The organism is Vogesella perlucida, assembly GCF_979366545.1.
In genome coordinates, this window is the sequence record NZ_CEETRO010000003.1 from 358,227 (window position 1) to 378,167 (window position 19,941).

Here is a 19,941-nt window from a genome sequence, read left to right on the forward strand (position 1 = left end):
GACAAAAAGGGAGTGCGGAGAAATAAAAGGACACTAGCGCACCGCCGGCAGGCACCGGCAGCAGGCTGTCTGATCGCCTCCCCGCGATACTCCAGCAAGACGCGATTCCGCCGCGTCCATTGCAGGCCGGTCTCCGGGCTGGGCCATGCGGCATCGTGCCTTCCCACCCTGCGGGGCAGTGGCTGATACGATGCCTGGAGCGTATACGCTCAGGCCTTACCGTTGCGGGGGCAGCGCCGGTCTTGCACCGGCTTCCCGTTTCACCTGCCATGCCCGTACGGGCGTGGCAGACACCTGCAAGCCGCCATTATAACGAGCAGCGGCAGCACAGAATGCCCGCGCGGGAAATTAAACCATCTGCATGAAGCCCCCATTGCCAGCCGCGCCGGGCTGTCGTATGGTCTGCCCGTTCGCCTGCCCGGCAGGCCAGAAAATCATGCAAGGACCCCTCATGCCACGTATCCCCGCGCCCAACCTGTCTACCCGCCAAGCCGCCGAAGCCCGCCAGCAGCAACTGACCAAACCCGCCGGCAGCCTGGGCAAACTGGAACAGCTGGCCATCACGCTGGCCGGCCTGCAGGGGCGCGAGATCCCGCTGCCGCTGTCGCCCGCCATTACTGTGTTTGCCGGCGACCACGGCGTATGCGCCGAAGGCGTATCGGCGTTCCCGCCCGAAGTCACCGGTGCCATGGTGGCCAACTTTGTCCACGGTGGTGCCGCCATCAGCGTGCTGGCACGTGTGAACCAGGCGCGGCTGGAGGTGGTAGACGCTGGCGTGGCCAGCGATCTGTCCGCGCTGCCCATCGTGCACGCCAAGGTACGCGCCGGTAGCGGCAACCTGCGCCGCGAGCCCGCGATGAGCCAGGACGAAACCGCCGCCGCGCTGGAGGTTGGCCGCCACGCCGCCCGCCGCGCCATTGCCGATGGCGCCACCCTGCTGATTGCTGGTGACATGGGCATTGGCAACACCACCCCATCCGCCGCGCTGATCTGCCGCCTTACCGGCCACAGCGTGGACGCCATTGTTGGCCGCGGCACCGGTGTGAGCGATGCCGGCCTGGCGGTAAAACGCCAGGTGGTGGCCGACGCACTGGCCCGCGTGGCCGGGCAAACGCTGGACGGCCACGGCGTGCTGGCCGAGCTGGGTGGGCTGGAAATCGCCGCCATGGCCGGCTTCTATCTGGAAGGCGCCCGCCAGGGCGTGCCGCTGCTGCTGGATGGTTTTATCAGCACCGCCGCCGCGCTGGCCGCCCACGCCATCGACCCGGACATCGCCCCGTGGCTGCTGGCCAGCCACTGCTCGCAGGAAACCGGCCACGCGTTGGCCCTGCAGGCGCTGGGCCTGAGCCCGCTGATCGACCTGGGCTTCCGTCTGGGCGAAGGCAGTGGTGCGGCCGCCGCGCTGCCGCTGCTGCAACAGGCCATTGCGCTGCATGCTGGTATGGCCACTTTTGCCGAGGCAGGCGTGGCCGGCAAAAATGCCTGATTGACCGCCGGGCAGCATCGCCCCGCTGCCCGTTGGCGGGTATGCTTGCCAAGCCGCCGCCCGGTAGCCCAGCGCGCCAGCGGCGGTTTTTACGTATTTTCTGTGTGCTTTCGTGGCCAGGAGGCTTGCTGCATGAACCCTTACACCCTCACCCTGCTGCGCCACGGCGACATTGCCCACCAGGGGCGGCTGATCGGCCACACCGACCTGCCGCTTACCGCGCAGGGCCAGGCCGATATGGCTGCCAGTTGGCAGCGCATCGTGCAGCTGGCGCCAGTCAGCTGCATGGCCACCTCGCCACTGCTGCGTTGCCGCGAGTTTGCGGTACAACAGGCACTGGCCAGCCGCGTGCCGCTGCACGTGGCCCCGCAGCTCGCCGAATGCCACTTTGGCGCATGGGAAAACCGCCCGCTAGCCGATATCAGCGCCACCACGCCAGACTGGCAAACGCTGCTGGCGCGCGGCCTGCTTACCCCGGAAGGCGGGGAAAGCTTCGACACCTTCCGCACCCGCGTGCTCACCGGCTTTGCCGAGTGGATGCAGCAGGCGCGCGGCAGCCACCGCGTACTAGTGAGCCACGGCGGGGTGATCAACGTGCTGCTGGCCGAGCTGCTGGGCACCGAGTTCAACGTGGCGCGGCTGATGGCGGTACAACGCGGCGGCTTTGCCCAACTGTCGATTCTGGACGGCCACCCGGCCTACCTGACGCGGCTGGAATCCCCGCAGCCGGCCAGCTAGCCCACAGGCCATGCACAGGCTGCCCACGGGCAGCCCACCGCTTACCCACAACCTTATCCACAGCCTATTGCCCATGCGCACCCTCATTCTGGCGATCCAGTTTCTTACCCGCCTGCCCACACCGCAGCTGAAAACCTTCGACCCGGCGTGGCTGGCCGACGCCGCACGCTGGTTTGCCCCCGTAGGCCTGCTGGTGGGTGCCATCGTGTGGCTGGCGGTGCTGGCCGGCAGCCTGGTGGACCCCTGGTTGGCCGCACTGGCCGGCCTGCTGGCCTGGCTGTGGGTGACCGGTGGCCTGCACATCGACGGCCTGGCCGACCTGGCCGACGCCCAGGGCGCGGCGCACCGCTCGCGCGAACGATTTCTAGAGGTGCTGAAAGACCCGCATCTGGGCAGCTTTGGCGTGCTGAGCCTGGCCACGCAGCTGATCGTCAAGCTGGTACTGCTGATGCTGCTGGTGAAGTTGAGCTTAGGACTTTCCCCGGATGCGCCGCCATTACCGGGTGCGCTACTTTCCCCGGATGCGCCTGCGGCTTATCCGGGCTACCACGGGCACCACGGCGGCCACGGCAGCCAGGCCGGCATCACCGCGTTGACAGGGTTGGCCGCCACGCTGGGCGGGCTGGTGCTGGTGCCAGCCTGGGCGCGGCTGTTTACCGTGGCGTGGTCGGCCACGCTACCCAGCCTGGCAGCGGGTAGCGGCGAACGTTTTGCCTGGCGCCCGCACTGGCCCAGCTTCTGGCTATGCACCCTGCTGCTGGCCGCCGCTAGCGCCTGGCTAGCACCCGTGCTGCTGCTGGCACCGCTGGCCGGGCTGTTCTGGTGGGCCTACCTGAAGCGCAAACTGGGTGGCATGACCGGCGACTGCCTGGGGGCCGGCATCGAGGTATGCGAGAGCCTGCTACTGCTGGCCATGGTGGTGGCAGCGCGCTGATGGCGTTGACATGAAACATGTCATTATGTTGAGATATTGAAAACCATTCTCAACAAAGCGCCATGAAGCTCGACACCTTTGGCCTGGCGGCCGTCATCATCATTCCGGTCACGACCGTGCTCGTGTGGGTAGTTGCCCACTACACACCGCCTGCCCTGCCCGTCTTGCTCGGCGGCGTTTTGCTCAGCCTGCTGCTGGCACTGCACATCAAACCGCTGCCTCGCCCAACCTTGCCTGCCGCGCCGTCGCGCTGGCAGCAGGCACTGAGCCTGGCCGTGTGGCCCATCCTGGCGCTACCGTGGCTGCTTCCGCACGCCACGCTGCTGTTCGATGTCGTGCTCAGCTGTTGGATAGTCGCCACGCAAACGCTGGCCTGGCGTCAACAGGGCACGCTGACGCTGGGTTGGCCGCAACGCACGCTATGGCTGATCCTGGCAGGCTTATTCCTGCTGGCCGGCCTGCTCGCCAGTGATAGAAGCGTACTGGCGCTGGTATTCGGCGCCTTGTTCGGCTGGGTAGGCCTCAGCGGCCGCCGCCCGCGCTGGGGCAGCCCGCCGCCGCAGGCATGAAAAACCGCGCCGGGCGGGCTGCCGGGCGCAGTGCGGGTAGTGCGGCCAAGGTTGGCCGCATTGGCTAGCGTCAGAGCTGGCCGGCTACCTTCTTGTTGCGCATCAGGCACAGCATGTCACAGGCGATGTGCGCCGCCGCGATGGCGGTGATTTCGCTCTGGTCGTAGCTGGGCGCTACTTCTACCACGTCCATGCCAACGATGTTGAGGTCGCCCAGGTTACGGATGATCTTCAGTGCTTGCGCGGTGGTGAGGCCACCCGGAACCGGCGTGCCGGTGCCCGGCGCGGCGGACGGGTCCAGGCAGTCGATATCGAAGGTCACGTACACCGGCGCGTCGCCGATGGTTTTCTTGATTTCTGCGATGGTGGCGTCCACGCCGTTATCGTGTACCCACGGCGCGCCCAGCACGTTCAGGCCCATGAAGTCATCGTTCCAGGTACGAATACCCACCTGTACCGATTTGGCCGGGTCGATCAGGCCTTCCTTCACCGCTTTGTAGAACATGGTGCCGTGGTTCAGGCTGTCCGGCTCGTCGTCCGGCCAGGTGTCACAGTGCGCATCAAAGTGCAGCAGCGCCAGCGGCTTGCCGTACTTTTCAGCGTGTGCAATCAGCAGCGGGTAGGTGACGAAGTGGTCTCCACCGAAGGTCAGCATCTTGGCGCCGCTGGCCAGGATGGTGCGCGCGTGTTCGATGATGGACGGCTTGATGGTGAGCGGGTTGTGCGCGTCGAACCAGCAGTCGCCGTAGTCCACCACCGCCAGGTCTTCAAACGGGTCGAAGCCCCACGGGTAAGGCTTGAGCTCGGCCAGCTGCACGCTGGCGGCACGGATGGCTTGCGGGCCCATGCGTGCGCCGCTGCGGAAGGTCACCGACAGGTCCAGCGGAATGCCGGACACCACGACATCGACCCCTTCCAGGTTGCGCGTGTAGTTGCGGCGCATGAAGGACAGCACGCCGGCGTAGGTGTTTTCGATGGAAGAGCCGTACAGGCTTTGGCGGCGGATGGCACCGTCGCCACGGATTTGATCGTCAGACATGTTCGCTCCACAAAAAGAGCACGCCGCAGTGACGCCACGGCGATTACCGTCCATCTGTACAGCCGACGGTTTGAGGCTGGCGCACCCCGCGGCACGCAGCCCGAAGTGTGACGCCAGCAGTACACAACAGCAAGTCTTATTGCAGCATTCTACTGACCTTGCCCGCCACGGCCATCATCAAGCATCTTGGTCATAAACTGTCAGATGAAATCATAACCTGGCCATTCAGCCCCGTCATGACCCCAACCCGCACAGAGAAAATACCGTTCCCAATCTGCTTATCAGTACAAATAGTGCTTATCACTTCTCAAGTTCAATACTGATTTGGTCCGGAAACTTGTAAATCGCACCGGTACCGATATCACCAGCACCAGCGATTAGCAGCGCACCAGGATTGACTTTTGACGCTATTTTAATGGTTTTAGCACTATACCCTTTGGCATGACAAGTTACTGTCATGTCCTCACTGGACTTAGGGATGGTGACAGTTTTATTCTGCGCATCCATAGACGCGACCTTATCACCGCTCTTATTGAAAAATTGGCACTCCGCACTTTCTGGTACCACATGTACTGTTACCCTCTGTGTCGTGCCCATCACCATACTTGCACAACCGGCCATAAAGCACACCACTGGCATCAAAATAATAGGTCTCATACCATTAGCCTTTCTGTTTTTAAGCATGTTTAACAATACACAGCGGTCCCGGCAAACATGGTGCTTCTTTTAAAACTTTAATCACATTATTAATGATCGCACCAAGAACAACCTATGCTATCACCGCCATGACAAATAACAAGAACAAACAAGTGGGCCAATGAAAATGGTAATACCGGTTACCACGCTCTCGACTCCTTATAGCACCACCTTACCCTCTGGCCTTACTACTGAGGGTTAAATATCAAACGGGTAAAAGATTCTTGTCGACAGCAGTACGCTTCCCAGCGCGTAGCGTCTACTGAGACCGGCCACACCATCATCCTGTGCAAACGCCATTTCCCATGTTCCAGGGGTCGTCACGACACACTTGCGATTGCGAGCCATTGCCAGATCAAGACAACTCATGCCCCATGAACAGCATTTGGCCAACAATTAATTGCCATATGCAATTTAACATGCTCATTTATATTGCATCATCATTAGTTTTGATGAAAAATCTATTCATCTGACAATAAAAATATATAAACGTCATCGGAAAAGAGATTTTATGCAAAAGTACCTATCGCTAGCGTTACTGCGGGAAAAAACCGCATGACTGATGGCCAACGTGACCAACTGCTACTGTCGCTGTACAGCAGCGTGCTGCAACCAACTAGCATCCCTGGCGTTCTGACGGCACTTGACCGATTTCTGGATAGCGATGGCTTGCATTTACTGGGATGGGACCGGGTCCGTAATAGCGCCACCACAAGCATGGCCACCCAGCGGATAACAGAAATACACGGGATGTACAGTGCCGAAGCCAGGGCGATGGATAATCGATTTGATATTGCAATGAAACGGCCGATAGGCACTGTCCACGCTTGTCAGCATTACTTCGATGATCGTTTTGTCAATCGCGACCGTTTTTATCAGGAATATTTGATACCACTGGCTGGGATGCGGTACGTCATGGGTAGCCGCATTTACAGCCATGCCGGCGAGGATGTGGTCATTGCGTTCAATCACGAGCACGGACGCTCGCCATTTTCGACGGCCCAGCTTCACCACTTCCAGCAGCTCATCCCACACCTAAGCAACTGGTTTACGCAACTGCGGCAAACCGAAGCCTTGCGTGCCGCAGCCTGGAGCGGAGAGCAAGGGCTAGCGGCCCTAGAGCAAGGCGTGCTGCTGCTGGGTCAATACGGTCAGGTGCTATACCTGAACCCGGTGGCAGAGCAATGGCTGGCTCATTCTCCTGCATGGGTAGCTGGCCGATGGTTACAGCAACGCCCCATAGAAGAAGCATTACAACGGGTACGCAAGAACCGCCAGACTGTCTGCCTACCGCTCTCCTTGCCACAAGGAGCCTTCGTCATACACCTACTACCCGTACCCCAAGATGACTCACTACAAACGAGCTACAGCGGGAGAAACCTCGACCTGCATCCCTACGGAGACATCCTGCTGTTGATTCGGCCACGGCACCGGCAACATCAGCCCTCGACGGCGGACTTATCGTCCCTGTTCGACCTTAGCCCGGCAGAAAGCCGGCTAGCTCGGGCCTTGGCAAGCGGAATCAATGCTGAAGGCTATGCCACCCAACACCAGCTGAGCCTTGCGACAGTACGCAGCCAGATCCGGGCCATCCTGACAAAAAGTGGCGAAGACAATCTTCAAAGCCTCATGCGCCTGCTTGCCGCGATCCCTGCCCTGTAACCCTGCTCCGTGCAAGATCCAGGCTACATTACTAATGCAATACGTGCCGCATAATGCCTAATGTATAAATTCATCATCAACTTTGATGATGAATGGTTTTTCTGATGCGTGGATAATTGCCCTGTCTGGATAGCAAACACTGTTTGACATCCACCTATCGAAATGCTGAGACATAGAAGAGAAACCATGAAGAAGACTATCCTTGCCTGTCTGGCTCTGGCCGGTGTCGCCCCAGTAACTCACGCCATCGAAATCACTGGTTCCAGCCTAGGTGTAGAAGCTTATCAAGAGCACTATTCTGAATTCCAAACTGGCCGCAAGATTATGCAGGAAAAGGGCAATATGGCCAGCCTTGTTGGCAGCACCAACCTCAAGCTTGATGACGAAAACAGCCTCTTGCTGGCTGGCCGCTATGCGTTCGGGAAAAGTGACTACACAGGTGCATTCCAAGGTGGCAATTACGGCGATGTTCAATCGAACGGGCAAGACCGACAAGCATGGGAAGTGCAAGCCATCTTCAAACGCCGACTGGCAATCGGCTCGCTACAGGATATCAATATTGGTGCAGGCCTAGGCTTACGCCATCTGGAAGACTCCATGGAGCAGGCAGCAGTAGGGGGTTATAACCGCAAAAATGACCTTTCTTATCTGAAATTCAGCCTGGACAAGAAATTCAACCTTGAGTCCGGTATCAACGTTACACCGTCGATTGCTTACAAACACCTTATCGAAGGGACGCAAACCTCGATGATTGGGGATGCCGACCTGAAGCATACCCAGAAAAAAGGTTTCGGCCTCGATCTGTCGGTAGAGCTGGAAAAGAAAATAGGTGCTAACACTTTCTATGCAGCACCATTCTATCGCTATTGGAATATCGAAGACTCCCAAACAGTCTACGCCATCATCAACGGTAATCTTTACAGCACGGTTGAGCCGAAAAACAAGACACATGAGTATGGTGTTGCTGTAGGCATGAAATTCTAAACGCCGACAGGATACAAAACCAAAAGCCCTGCTTGCAATTTGCGGCAGGGCTTTGTCATGTAACGCGAAATCAGGCTCACGCAACACTACGTGCTAAAAATTGGTGAGGCACCGCATCAATCACCTGCTCTAAGTGGCAGAGTAAAATATGGAAGAATCATCATCTTTATTGACACCGCTGGCACCTTATCGAATAGCATTCAATATGTTATTCGCTATAAAAACGGGATACACCTCGGCGCATGAAGCCAATGATCTGTGTTTTAGGAAGTCATTCGTACCATAGCACCGGCTTGCCATGGTGGGCCGAATTCCTCATTAGCATACGAATCGGAACAGTTCAAACGTCGTAACTAGCCGCGGAACGCGACCTTGTTTTGTCATAAAAAATACCCCGCCGAAGCGGGGTAAAAGGGGATGCGAAATAGTGCAACACCCGAGATAAAATGTAACAGCAAAGCCTCAATGAGTCGCCAGAGACAAGCTCCTTTCAAAATCATGGCTTCGGCCCTGTAGCACAGCAGACCATGCAATTGACGTACTTCAAAAAAGCATGCTAATGATTTCAAACACCCTGCTTAAGCTCACCTTCGCTATATTTGAAATACAACGCCGGCACCATAATAGCTAAAGAGAGTAGCAGCGACAGAACTCCCAAGGCTACCGGCGTCTGCGATTTAGTAAACAGCCTCTCCGCTATATATGTAGTCAAAGGCAAGACCCCGCTACCAATCAAAGCAAGATCGGGCCCCATGGATACAACAGACTTTTGATAAAAGTAGATCGGCAACATGAAAGTAAAAACAGCCAATCCGAAGGCAATCAGCAGGTTATGCCCAGTAAAATACTCATCACTCATCTCATGAGATTGAAGTAGTATACTGCATACAAGCAACAGCCAGAACCTACTAGCTATTACTTGACTACTACTTAGACCCAAGCCATTTATCTTGTGCGACACGTGACTATAATAAAAATCGAAAAAGCTCACCATCGCAATGATAGCCAGCGCAGACAAGACCTCACTGAAACTATAATTTAAAATCAGATAAAACAGTGCCAATAAAATAACTGCATTTATTGAACAGGCAGATATAAAATTTTCCCTTGTTCTTTCGCCTTGCAAAATGGACAGGCTTCCTAACGCTGCGCCCATGCCCATCTGCACAAACTGAGAGAACGTTGGTGAAAAGCTACTAACAAAAAAGGAGCTACCCCACATCACTAGCGTACACACCATTAACATTAGGTACGTCGCTTTGCTTTTCAACAAAACACGGTACATAGTGCTAACATTTTTCAGATTAACCAAATGAAACAAAGCTATGGCAAATATTGTTGAAAGCATCAATGAGACATTGGTCGGCATCACACTTTTTAGCTCGTGGACAAAAACCCAAGACCCTGTTGATAATGCGATGAAAGCCAGCAAGAAAATCATACTAACACTCCCGCCTGTTCACGTGAAAAAATAGTCTTTATATCACGATGAACCTCATCATACTCACCGACACAAACCAAGCAAGCAACAGCATCCAACAGATTATATTCTTGCTTTTCAGAAAGTAGCTCTCCACTCTTCTTGCACCAGAATATATTGCGCAATGTTGTCAAACCAGAAGTATCCATAGGTTGCACTCTCCCCCCTCCCATTTTGAATACAGTAACAGTGGTGCCATAATCATGTTTATCAGGCATGCTGGAGAACAACTCTGTTCCTTCTAGAAAATCACACAGTAAATCAGTCTGGGACTTCAGACCAATCTCTTGTGCACATGCATTAAATGCGCCCTTGCAACCACTGATTCTATTATTCAACTCAATAAGCTTCATGCCGGTACGTGGAGAATACATGATCTCACTATGTGCAAAGCCATTTCTCAAGGACAGCGCATCCAGCATCTTATTCGCAAAGTCTTCAAATAACTTCCATTCCTCTTCATTTCGTAGCACTTCGCAATAACGATAAACAGGCTTACCACCGATATTCTCTTTTTTATATCGTTGAACAGAGGCAACGTAATGTGCCCCGTCAACTGAAAATGTATCTACAACATACTCTTCACCTTCGATATAATCCTGAACCACGTATTCACATTGGCGCAACGGGGAGTTTGCTAAATTCCGCAAGATATCCGTAGCATTTTCCGCCTTAAATGCACCGACACTTCCATACCCCTGCTGCGGCTTAAAAAAAACTGGGTAATTAAATTCCGCCAAAAGATCAGGATTATCTAGCAACGAGGAAGCGTCTACTTTCTTTGTCGATATATGAGGCAATTGCGCATTACGCATTGCCTCTTGCATCATCAATTTATCAAAACGACAAGAGGAAGATTCTATATTATTTGCATAATCTGGCGTTAACATATTAGCCAACAAGTCAAAAATTGGCGTACTTTCCTCACTGCCATTCAAAATATACTCAAACCCCAACTCCCTCAAATAGGGCAGATTTACTTCAATATCACACTCATTGATCCAGATTGCTTTTTCAAAAACGGCTATATCTTCAGCAGAGTATGAATCAAGAGATGACATGTCGCATGTAAACAGTGCCGTTAAGTCAATGCGTCCTTTAAACTGCGCAGCCAGATATTTTTGTGAAACAAACGGGTTAACAATCAATACTTTTTTCATAATCCACGCTAAAAATCAGCCCACATTTTTCAGGCAATTCATGATGAACTGCAACTTATCCCGAAGTCGTTGATCGAGTATAAAAAGCAGACAAGTTTATTCTGATCAATATTGTTCACGATAAAAAGGCGCCAACGCTCTGCACAGCGCCAATATGCAAGGCAGAAGACATCAATCAACCCGGCGCGTTGATGAAGGTCTGCACATCCAGCAGCCAGCCATCGGCCTTGGCGGCCTGCCAGCGGTTGACGAAAGTCTGGTACAGCTTGTCATCCGCCGGTTTGCCTGCCAGTTGCAGGTATTGCTGCTGGAAGCTAGTGCTGGTGGGCGGCTGCAGGCGCTTGTTGTTGGCAATGCGGGTGGCGGCAGACGGGTCCGCTACGGCAAGCTGACACACCATGGCCAGTGCAGCCCCCACCATCGTTAATCGGCTGAAAGTCATACGCGCTCCTGTTATGGCAATAAATCAAAAAATCACGGCAATACCTGCGCCATCTGCAACAGTACTCATCAAGAGAGTTGCCATTTGCAATGTAATTCGGCCACTAACATTGCCACATCATCAAAAGTGATGAAAAATCAATAAATAAGGCATGATTAAAAATGCCATAAGAATTAACAAAAATCATAACAAGATGGACAGCGCATGATCACCGCACCACGACACTTCGTAGCGCGCCGCGGCACTATCGCAGGGGACACAGCATGACGATGCCGCCACGCGACCAGCTACTGCTGTCGCTGTACAGCAGCGTGCTGCAACCGGACACCATTCCGGCATTGCTGGATACACTGGACGGCTTTATGGACAGCGATGGCATTCATCTGCTGGGCTGGCACCAGACACGCAATGCGGCCACACTGAGCATGGCCACCCAGCGCATCATCGAGGCACAGCATGCTTATGATGCCGAGGCGAGGGCGCTGGACCCACGCATGGATGCTGGGATCAAGCAACCCATCGGCACCATCTTTGCCTGCCAGCAGCATTTCGACGACCGCTTTGTCGGCCGCGACCGCTTCTATCAGGAATATCTGCTGCCGATAGCCGGCATGCGCTACATCATGGGCGGCCGGATCCACAGCTACGCGGGGGAAGACGTGTTCATCGTGTTTAACCACGAACACGGTAGACAACCGTTTTCTGACCTGCAGCTACAGCGGTTTCAGCAGCTGATTCCCCACCTGGGCAACTGGTTTGCACAGCTACGGCAAACCGAGGCCCTGCGTGCGGCCGCATGGGGTGGCGAACAAGGGCTGGCGGCACTGGAACAAGGCGTGATCCTGCTGGGCCATATTGGGCAGCTGCTGTACGTGAACCCGGTAGCAGAACACTGGCTACAGCAGTCCCCATGGCGCAATGCCAGTGCCTGGCTACGGCAACGGCCACTGGAAGAAGCCCTGTCGCGTACCAGGCAACAGCGCGTGGCCATCAGCCTGCCGCTGCTACTGCCGCAAGGCCAGTTTGTGCTGCATATGCTGCCGGTGCCGCAAGAGGGGTTTCAGCAGCCGATCGTACAAGCCGGCCAGGGGGCGGGCCGCGCCGGACATGGCCTGAACCTGCACCCGTGCGGTGATATCTTGCTGCTGATCCGGCCACGCCACCGCCAGCAGCAGCCTTCTGCGGCCAACCTGGCGGCCCTGTTTGACCTGAGCCCTGCCGAAAGCCGCCTGGCGCACGCCCTGGCAGGCGGGATAAGCGCCGAAAGTTACGCCCAGCAGCAGCGGCTGAGCCTGGCCACGGTACGCAGCCAGATACGCGCGATTCTGATGAAAAGTGGGGAAGACAATCTGCAAAGCCTGTTACGGCTGCTGGCCGCCCTGCCCGCAGTGTAAACACGCACCAGGCGGGCCAGCTGATGACTCACCCGGTGGCTAGGCGGCCAACCTTTGCAAGCGGGATAAGGCCAGCCACGAGGTAGCCAGCGCCAGCAGCAGGTAGAGCGCCGGCATCCAGGCACTGCCCGTCCAGGCAAGCAACTTCAGCACAATGGCACCGCTAAACCCGCCAAACAGGGTCACGCCCACGCTATAGACAATACCGGTAGCCAAGGTACGGTGCGCTGGCGCAAAGCCCTGAATCAACAGGGTAAGGCCGCTGACCGTCATGGCCACTGTGGCCAGCATATACATCACCACCAGCGGCACCAGCAGCCAGCGCAGCTGATCCTGCTGCACAAACCAGAACAGCAGCGGCACCAGCAACATGGCAACAGCCAGTGCCGGGCGCACCAGTCGCGCGGGCTCCTGCAACCTGTCGGCCAGGCGGCCAAACCAGGGCGAGGCCAGCATGATAGTAATACCGGCAGCCAGGGCGGCCAGCTGGCCAATCGCCTTGGGCCAGCCGCGTTGCTCGGACAGATAGGCCGGCAGGAAAGTCAGCAACAGGTAAACCCCGGCGGTCGAGCCGGTAATCAGCAAGGTAGACCACAGCAGCCGCTGGCGCTGCGCCGGCCACAGGCCAGGGCCGGATGGCGGGGTGGACACATAGCCTGCGGCCAACTGTCGTCGCATGCGCCAGGCCAGCGGTACCACCAGCAAACCCAGTGCAAATGCCAGGCGCCAGCCCCAGCTGGCATACGCCGCTGCGGGTAACAGCTGGCTAAGCAGCAACACCACTACCGCGGCCAGCGTACTACCGGCGCCCTGGCTGGCAAATTGCCAACTGACACGGCGGGTGGCCGAGCTGGCTGGGCCGGCTTCCAGCAAAGCCACCGATGCCGCACTGATTTCCCCCCCCATGGAAAACCCCTGCAGCAAACGGCCCAAGAGCAAGACCCAGCCTGCCGCCGCGCCGATCTGGGCATGGGTCGGTGCCAATACAAAGATCAAGGTACCCGCCCCCATCAGGGCAATACTCCATTGCAATGCGGCGATACGGCCATGGCGATCAGCATGGCGCCCCAGCACCACGGCACCCAGCGGCCGCATGACAAAACCGGCACCAAACACCATGAAAGTCAGCAATAACGAGGACAGCGGGTCGGTGGCAGGGAAAAACTGCTGGGCGATGACAGGAGCCAGAAAGCCATATAGCAGGAAGTCGTAGACTTCGAGTGCGTTGCCCAGTGCGAGGGTGGCCGTCTGACGCCGGTTAACCGGGCAAGTGGCCAGAGAAGAGGTGGGATGACTCATTTAATTCCATTTTCATTTTATATGATTTGGCAAATCCGAAATGATTTTATCTATGACTATTTTTTTAAACCATAAAAAACGCCCGCAAGCATCAGCCTGCGGGCGCCCTTGCTGCAGCAATGCTGCACTCTCCGATTAGCTACCGATCACACCACCGTCCAGCTTGCGTACTACCACGGTGCCGGCGCGCGGGCGGCCGGCTTTCGGGCCGTCAGGCCAGCTGGAGAACGCTGTCGGGTTTGCCGGATCGTTACGCTCGTTGGCCGGCTCGCCCGGGTGCTGGATGTTCACAAACATGGTCTTGTTGTCCGGTGTAAAGGCCAGGCCGGTGATCTCGCAACCGTGCGGGCCGGTGAGGAAGCGGCGGAATTCGCCGGTTTCCGGCACCACGGCCACCATCTGGTTGTTACCCATGTCTTTGTATTCCTTCATGTTCACCGTGGAGGTGGACACGTCGGTCTGTACCCACAGTACACCCAGCTGGTCGAACTTCAGGCCGTCTGGGCTACCGAAAGCGTCGCCCTTGATGTTGCCTACGTGTTCCTGCTTGGCGGCATCCGGGCGGCCGGCCAGTACGAAGATGTCCCACTTGAAGCCGGCGGCAGCGGCATCGGCACCGTTTTCCTGCCAGCGGATGATATGGCCGAACAGGTTGCTGTTACGCGGGTTGGCCGCATCGGCACCCGGCTTGCCTTCTTTGCCGCGGTCGCTGTTGTTGGTCAGGGTGCAGTACACCTCGCCGGCTTTGCGCGGGTTCACGGCGATCCACTCCGGGCGGTCCATCTTGGTAGCGCCTACCTTGTCGGCAGCCAGACGCGCCATGATGGCAACTTCACCTTGGTCGGCAAAGCCGTTTTCGGCAGTCAGGCCGTTCTGGCCGTGTACCAGCGGCAACCAGGTACCGTTACCGTCGGCGTCGAAGCGGGCGACGTACAGGGTACCTTCCGACAGCAGGCTCATGTTGGCCTTGCGGTTTTTCGGGTTGTACTTGTTCTTGGAAACAAACTTGTAGATGTACTCAAAGCGCTGGTCGTCACCCATGTACACCACGGCGTGGCCGCTCGGGGCGAGGGTAACGGTGGCACCTTCATGCTTGAAGCGGCCCAGCGCAGTGTGTTTTACCGGCTTGGATGTCGGGTCGAACGGGTCGATTTCCACTACCCAGCCAAAGCGGTTGGCTTCGTTCGGGTTCAGTTGCAGATCGAAGCGGAAGTCTTCTACTGCCCAGTCGTAGCCTGCGCCGGTGGCGCTGATGCCGTAGCGTTTTTCGTTGGCGTTCAGGCTACCGGAGTTGTTGACGAAGTAACCATCCCAGTTTTCTTCACAGGTCAGGTAGGTGCCCCACGGTGTCTGGCCGTTGGCACAGTTATTCAGCGTACCCAGTACTTCGATGCCCTTGGGGTCGGCGTCGGTCTGCATCAGCTTATGGCCACGAGCCGGGCCGCTGATGGCCATCGGGGTGTTGACATGAATACGGCGCGCGTACTTGGACGGGCGTACGACCTTCCAGCCTTTACCGGTCGCTTCTACTTCGATCACCGATACACCGTGCGCGTGCTGCGATTTCAGCACTTTTTCGCCATTCCACGGTTTCATGCCACCTACGTGCAGCAGGCCATCGTCGGTGTATTCGTGGTTCATGGCCAGCAGGCCGTGTTTGGAGCCAGTGGCACCCATTGGCAGCGGGAAATAGCTCATGCCGTCGTGGTGCATGCCAGCCTGGGCGGCTTGTTCTGCGGCGGTGTTGGAGGCGTCTTGCTTGAAAGCAGGCATATTGCCCGGAATCCCTACCGGGTCGCCCCAGGCGTACAGGACCTCGGCGCTATAGCCGGCCGGCACCACGACTTTATCTTCAAAACCAAATGGCACTGGAGCAAAACCCAGCTTGGGTGCTGGCAGGGTGCCCACGCCCTGTGCGGCTTCGGCCAAGGTGGCGAAGGTACCGGAGAACAGGCCGGCTACGCCCAGCGCACCGGTGCCCTGCAAGATGCCACGGCGGGAAAAACGCGCTTCCAGCACATCGGACAGTGCCGGGTTGTTACAGGTATTGGAGGTGTCGTTGACACCGTATTGCTTGAATTTGTAACTGTCAGACATGTGGAACCCCATCGCGGCAAACGTTGAAATGAACGTTGCAACCTTAAGGTATCTTTGTGACAGTACGATCAAGACAATATGTCCACAACATGACAAGTCATGTTGGCTGGCAATAAAAAAGGCAGACTAACGTCTGCCTTTATCCTGCCTGGTTGCTGCTAGCGGCACGCTTGTAGCGGTATGCCTGGCAACAAGCGCTTCTGCAGCGCTTTGAGCTTGGCTGCTGTAGCTTCATCCAGCTGGCGGAAGCTCAGTGTGGTGACTTTCACCACGTCGCCCCGGCTATCCACTTTGGTCTTGTCGTAGCCGGCCGCTTTCAGGCGTTTCACCAGCGCCTGTGCGCCCTCTTCGCGCCCAAACAGCCCCAGAGACAGATAGCCTTTGAATTCGCCGGGGGTCTGGACGATGTAACTGTCAAAACCCTTGGCTTTCAGCTCGGCCACCAAGGTCTGCGTCTCGGCCTGGGTAGCAAGCGGCGGGTAGAACACCCAGGCCTTGCCCGAGCCGCGACGCTGATCCACCACGCTGGCTTGTGGCGGGCTGGACAGCTTCAGCAAGGGGACACCGCCTTGTACACGCGCCAGCTGCTGCGGATCTAGCCCACCCCAGCTGTAGCACAGTGTGGCGGCCACGGATTTGGCCTCGGCGACCTTGATGTCTGGCTGTTTCACGGCCTTGTCATCGTTTTTTGCTTCCGGCAGTTTGGCTTCCGGCTTGGCGGGCATTACGGCAGGCTTGGCCTCTTTCGGCGCTGCGGTCGCTACCACCGCGCTACTCACCGCAGGCACGGTGGGCACTGCGGTTACAGCCTCGGCTTGCGGCATGCTGCTGGCAATATCGGTTACCGGCGCACTGGCTTCCGGAGCACTGGCAACGGGGGGCTTCCAGTTGGCCGGCAGCATTTTCAGCTGGGCAGCATTCACTTCCTGCGCGTGGATATCCACCTCTGGCTTTTGTTTCAGCGCACCATACAGCGCGGCCAACAAGTTGACCACTACCAGCGTTCCAATAAACCACTTCATGAGCCGTTCGCCACGTTTGCTAAACCATAGATGACAAGATTATCCACGATACGGGCATCAAACGGGAGATGCGCGAGCAACAAAGCCGCATCACCGCCCGTCAGCAACACTTGGGGAGCGTGGCCCCGCTGTGCGGCCAACCTGCGTACCATCCGCTCTACTGCCCCGCACAGTGCATCGACCACCCCGGTCGCCAGCGCATCTTCCGTACCCTGGGGGAAGTCACACACGTGGCCAGCAACACGGTCCAGCTGGGCGGTGTTTTGCGCCAGCGCCTGCAGCATCAGGCGGTAGCCCGGCAGAATATCCCCGCCCAGATAATCGCCCTCGGCAGTCAGCACTTCAATCGTCAGGGCGGTGCCCGCACTGGCGATAACCACATCCCCTGTGCATAGCTGGCGGGCGCCCAGCACGGCCAACCAGCGATCAGCCCCCTGTTCAGCCACCTGCCGGTAGTGGTTGCGCACGCCCAGGGCTGCGGGCGCTGCCCGCTGCCATTGCACTGGCAAAGGCGCAGCTTCGCTGATGGCAGCACGCACGCTGCTGCTGGCTACATTGGCTGCCAAAACGGCATCTACTGCCAAATCTTGCCAATATGCGGCCAACTGCCCCAGGTCGGCATGAGGCAGCGCCTGCACCGGGGACAGCGCCGTTCCATCCCACAGCGCCCACTTCACCCGGCTATTGCCGGCATCGACCAACAGTTTCACGCTTGTGGCCTCAGGCTGACTTCACCCACATGAAATACCCGTACGCCATCAGGTGTTTCCACCAGCAAGGCCCCGGTTTCATCCACCCCCGTGGCCACGCCCTCTACTGGCTCGCCATGGCTGAAAGTCAGCCGTACCTGCTGCTGCAGGTACGATGCCATGTCCAGCCATTCTGCACGAAAAGCCGTAAAGCCCTCGCGGTCAAACTGGCTCAGCACCTGGGCAAGCTGGTTCAGCAAGGCTGCCATCAGCGCGTTGCGGCCAACCATGATGCCGGCGTCCGCCAGGCAGGCTACCGGTTGGTCTACCTCGCCAGGCGGCGCCACATTCAGGCCCATGCCAATCACCACCGTGGCTGGGCCCAGGGCATCTCCGGATAGTTCGATCAGGATACCGGCCAGCTTCTGGCCACCCAGCAAGACATCATTGGGCCACTTCAGGCTGACCGGGGCGCCAAACTCACGCAGGGCACGCACCATGGCCACCCCCACCGCCAGGGACAAGCCTGCCAAGCCGGACAAACCCCGCTCAAAGCGCCATAGCAGGGAAAACGTCAACCCCGCCCCCAGGCGCATTTGCCAGCGCCGCCCCAAACGGCCGCGGCCTGCCGTCTGGCGCTCGGCCGCCAGCACCAGGCCGTGCGGTGCACCTTGCGCAGCACGGGTCATCAGCTGGGTGTTGGAAGAATCAATCTGCTCGGCCAGCGCCAGCGTAAACACGTTGGCCGCATCGTCGTCTAGCTGCGCACGGATAGTAGCCACATCCAGCAAGGCAAATGGCTGCGGCAGCCGGTAGCCCTGGCCACGCACACTGAACACCGTCAGACCAAACTCGCTCTCCAGGTGGTGTACCGCCTGCCACACAAGCGTGCGCGAACAGCCCAGCTGCTGCGCCATCGCCTCGCCGGAATGGAACTTGCCATCGGCCAGCGTGCGCAGTACGGCAAAAGCTAGGTCGCTCATTGGCCTTCCACAGTGCGGATCTTGCGGATAGTTGCGGTCGTCGAGGTATCAAACAGGAATGGAATGGAATGCACGCTGCCACCACGTGCCAGCGTTTCAGCGCTCCCCACGATCTTGTCCACCGTCCAGTCACCGCCTTTTACCAACACATCCGGCTGCACCAGCTCGATCAGGTCAGCGGGCGTATCCGTATCAAACCAGGTCACCAGGTCGACACACGCCAGCGCCGCCAATACGGCAGCGCGGTTCAGCTCGTTATTGATAGGACGATCATCACCCTTACCCAGGCGCTTGACCGACGCATCCGTATTCAGCCCCAATACCAGGCTGGCACCCAGCGCCCGGGCCTGCGCCAGATAAGTCACATGCCCACGGTGCAAAATGTCAAAACAACCATTGGTAAACACAATAGGCCGCGGCAATGCGGCAAGCTTTTCAGCCAGCCGCTCAGGCGGGCAAATCTTTTGTTCAAAATCCGGCATGGGGTACGACATGCTTATCCTTTCTGCCATTCTGTTCGCCAAGGCCACAAATAGCCATCATCTCTTTGTAATCGCGCAAGGATACCACCCGTGTGGCGCCAACCCAATGCAAAAAGCCCGGACCATATGGTCCGGGCTTCATTATGGGGTTCTGGCAATGTCCTACTTTCACACCGGCAATCGGCACTATCATCGGCGCTAGAGCGTTTCACGGTCCTGTTCGGAATGGGAAGGCGTGGGGCCACTCTGCTATGGTTACCAGAAAAAACTGTTGCTCACCTCGCGGGGTAAACCAACGCCCAGACCGATGGTCTGGGCGTTTGAATGGGGCGTCTGGCGGTGTCCTACTTTCACACAGGTATCTGCACTATCATCGGCGCTGAGGCGTTTCACGGTCCTGTTCGGAATGGGAAGGCGTGGGACCACCTCGCTATGGCCACCAGACATAAACTGTCACAAACTTGAAGAAGCCAGGCTGGATTTGTTTTCCAGCCGGTAGAATTTCATTGTATCAACCAGCGCTTCGTCATCAACAAAGCAACTCAAATGATAGGATCAAGCCTCACGAGCAATTAGTATCGGTTAGCTTAACGCCTCACAGCGCTTCCACACCCGACCTATCAACGTCCTGGTCTCGAACGACTCTTCAGGGAGGTCTAGCCTCCAGGGAAGTCTCATCTTCAGGCAAGTTTCCCGCTTAGATGCTTTCAGCGGTTATCTCTTCCGAACTTAGCTACCCGGCGATGCGACTGGCGTCACAACCGGTACACCAGAGGTTCGTCCAC

The 19,941-nt window shown here is 57.4% G+C and carries 18 protein-coding genes, 3 rRNA genes and 1 riboswitch; of the genes, 7 read left to right on the plus strand and 14 right to left on the minus strand.

The annotated features are described in order from the left end of the window. Positions 1 to 107: 107 nt before the first annotated feature. Positions 108 to 313: riboswitch (cobalamin riboswitch) on the minus strand. A gap of 138 nt (positions 314 to 451) precedes the next feature. The 4 genes from cobT to ACZ9XP_RS06550 all read left to right on the plus strand — a co-directional run bounded on the left by cobT (position 452) and on the right by ACZ9XP_RS06550 (position 3,727). Beyond that, positions 452 to 1,486 (plus strand): nicotinate-nucleotide--dimethylbenzimidazole phosphoribosyltransferase, encoded by a 1,035-nt coding sequence (cobT, locus tag ACZ9XP_RS06535; RefSeq protein ID WP_465188178.1) that lies wholly within the window; start codon positions 452 to 454, stop codon positions 1,484 to 1,486. Positions 1,487 to 1,618: 132 nt separating this feature from the next. Next, positions 1,619 to 2,224 carry a histidine phosphatase family protein gene (locus ACZ9XP_RS06540; protein ID WP_147688255.1) on the plus strand — a complete coding sequence of 202 codons (606 nt, stop codon included), beginning with the start codon at positions 1,619 to 1,621 and terminating at the stop codon, positions 2,222 to 2,224. A gap of 73 nt (positions 2,225 to 2,297) precedes the next feature. Next, the gene (locus ACZ9XP_RS06545) at positions 2,298 to 3,158 is read left to right on the plus strand and encodes an adenosylcobinamide-GDP ribazoletransferase (RefSeq protein ID WP_465188179.1); all 861 of its coding nucleotides are present in this window, start codon (positions 2,298 to 2,300) and stop codon (positions 3,156 to 3,158) included. A gap of 62 nt (positions 3,159 to 3,220) precedes the next feature. Further along, the gene (locus tag ACZ9XP_RS06550; protein ID WP_465188180.1) at positions 3,221 to 3,727 is read left to right on the plus strand and encodes a hypothetical protein; all 507 of its coding nucleotides are present in this window, start codon (positions 3,221 to 3,223) and stop codon (positions 3,725 to 3,727) included. 70 nt (positions 3,728 to 3,797) lie between these two features. On the opposite strand, the gene speB is transcribed toward ACZ9XP_RS06550, so the two are convergent. Next, positions 3,798 to 4,766 carry an agmatinase gene (gene speB / locus ACZ9XP_RS06555; RefSeq protein WP_017507608.1) on the minus strand — a complete coding sequence of 323 codons (969 nt, stop codon included), beginning with the start codon at positions 4,764 to 4,766 and terminating at the stop codon, positions 3,798 to 3,800. A gap of 300 nt (positions 4,767 to 5,066) precedes the next feature. Continuing rightward, complete coding sequence (locus ACZ9XP_RS06560; RefSeq protein WP_465188181.1) at positions 5,067 to 5,423, minus strand: hypothetical protein; 357 nt, start codon at positions 5,421 to 5,423, stop codon at positions 5,067 to 5,069. Positions 5,424 to 6,017: 594 nt separating this feature from the next. Here ACZ9XP_RS06560 and ACZ9XP_RS06565 point away from each other — a divergent pair. Further along, positions 6,018 to 7,124, plus strand: coding sequence for a helix-turn-helix transcriptional regulator (locus ACZ9XP_RS06565; RefSeq protein ID WP_465188182.1), 1,107 nt, complete (start codon positions 6,018 to 6,020; stop codon positions 7,122 to 7,124). Positions 7,125 to 7,310: 186 nt separating this feature from the next. After that, positions 7,311 to 8,108: a hypothetical protein gene (locus ACZ9XP_RS06570; RefSeq protein WP_465188183.1), complete on the plus strand. Its 798-nt coding sequence runs from the start codon at positions 7,311 to 7,313 to the stop codon at positions 8,106 to 8,108. A 565-nt stretch (positions 8,109 to 8,673) separates the two neighbouring features. Here the strand turns inward: ACZ9XP_RS06570 and ACZ9XP_RS06575 are convergent. The 3 genes from ACZ9XP_RS06575 to ACZ9XP_RS06585 all read right to left on the minus strand — a co-directional run bounded on the left by ACZ9XP_RS06575 (position 8,674) and on the right by ACZ9XP_RS06585 (position 11,190). Then, positions 8,674 to 9,549 (minus strand): hypothetical protein, encoded by an 876-nt coding sequence (locus ACZ9XP_RS06575; protein ID WP_147688261.1) that lies wholly within the window; start codon positions 9,547 to 9,549, stop codon positions 8,674 to 8,676. Further along, the gene (locus ACZ9XP_RS06580; protein WP_147688262.1) at positions 9,546 to 10,748 is read right to left on the minus strand and encodes an ATP-grasp domain-containing protein; all 1,203 of its coding nucleotides are present in this window, start codon (positions 10,746 to 10,748) and stop codon (positions 9,546 to 9,548) included. Before ACZ9XP_RS06580 ends, ACZ9XP_RS06575 begins: the two co-directional genes overlap by 4 nt. Positions 10,749 to 10,923: 175 nt before the next feature. Next, positions 10,924 to 11,190, minus strand: a complete 267-nt coding sequence (locus ACZ9XP_RS06585) for a hypothetical protein (RefSeq protein WP_147688263.1) — start codon at positions 11,188 to 11,190, stop codon at positions 10,924 to 10,926. Positions 11,191 to 11,453: 263 nt separating this feature from the next. On the opposite strand from ACZ9XP_RS06585, the gene ACZ9XP_RS06590 reads away from it, so the two are divergent. Beyond that, entirely contained in the window at positions 11,454 to 12,584 is a 1,131-nt protein-coding gene (locus tag ACZ9XP_RS06590; RefSeq protein ID WP_147688264.1) for a hypothetical protein, read from the plus strand. A 39-nt stretch (positions 12,585 to 12,623) separates the two neighbouring features. Here ACZ9XP_RS06590 and ACZ9XP_RS06595 read toward each other — a convergent pair whose 3' ends face one another. The 9 genes from ACZ9XP_RS06595 to ACZ9XP_RS06635 all read right to left on the minus strand — a co-directional run. After that, positions 12,624 to 13,883: an MFS transporter gene (locus ACZ9XP_RS06595; protein ID WP_147688265.1), complete on the minus strand. Its 1,260-nt coding sequence runs from the start codon at positions 13,881 to 13,883 to the stop codon at positions 12,624 to 12,626. A gap of 135 nt (positions 13,884 to 14,018) precedes the next feature. Next, positions 14,019 to 15,980: a PhoX family protein gene (locus ACZ9XP_RS06600; RefSeq protein WP_147688266.1), complete on the minus strand. Its 1,962-nt coding sequence runs from the start codon at positions 15,978 to 15,980 to the stop codon at positions 14,019 to 14,021. 158 nt (positions 15,981 to 16,138) lie between these two features. After that, entirely contained in the window at positions 16,139 to 17,002 is an 864-nt protein-coding gene (locus ACZ9XP_RS06605) for an SPOR domain-containing protein (protein WP_147688267.1), read from the minus strand. Continuing rightward, a complete protein-coding gene (locus tag ACZ9XP_RS06610) occupies positions 16,999 to 17,712 on the minus strand; it encodes a type III pantothenate kinase (protein ID WP_147688268.1) in 714 nt (237 codons plus the stop codon). Before ACZ9XP_RS06610 ends, ACZ9XP_RS06605 begins: the two co-directional genes overlap by 4 nt. Next, the gene (locus ACZ9XP_RS06615) at positions 17,709 to 18,674 is read right to left on the minus strand and encodes a biotin--[acetyl-CoA-carboxylase] ligase (RefSeq protein WP_465188184.1); all 966 of its coding nucleotides are present in this window, start codon (positions 18,672 to 18,674) and stop codon (positions 17,709 to 17,711) included. Before ACZ9XP_RS06615 ends, ACZ9XP_RS06610 begins: the two co-directional genes overlap by 4 nt. Then, complete coding sequence (gene rfaE2 / locus ACZ9XP_RS06620; protein ID WP_147688270.1) at positions 18,671 to 19,168, minus strand: D-glycero-beta-D-manno-heptose 1-phosphate adenylyltransferase; 498 nt, start codon at positions 19,166 to 19,168, stop codon at positions 18,671 to 18,673. The genes ACZ9XP_RS06615 and rfaE2 overlap by 4 nt, the downstream gene beginning before the upstream one ends. Before the next feature lie 137 nt (positions 19,169 to 19,305). Next, a 5S ribosomal RNA gene (gene rrf, locus ACZ9XP_RS06625) occupies positions 19,306 to 19,419 on the minus strand. A gap of 68 nt (positions 19,420 to 19,487) precedes the next feature. Continuing rightward, positions 19,488 to 19,600: ribosomal RNA gene (rrf, locus tag ACZ9XP_RS06630) — 5S ribosomal RNA — on the minus strand. A 107-nt stretch (positions 19,601 to 19,707) separates the two neighbouring features. Beyond that, positions 19,708 to 19,941, minus strand: a 23S ribosomal RNA gene (locus ACZ9XP_RS06635); the annotation flags it as partial.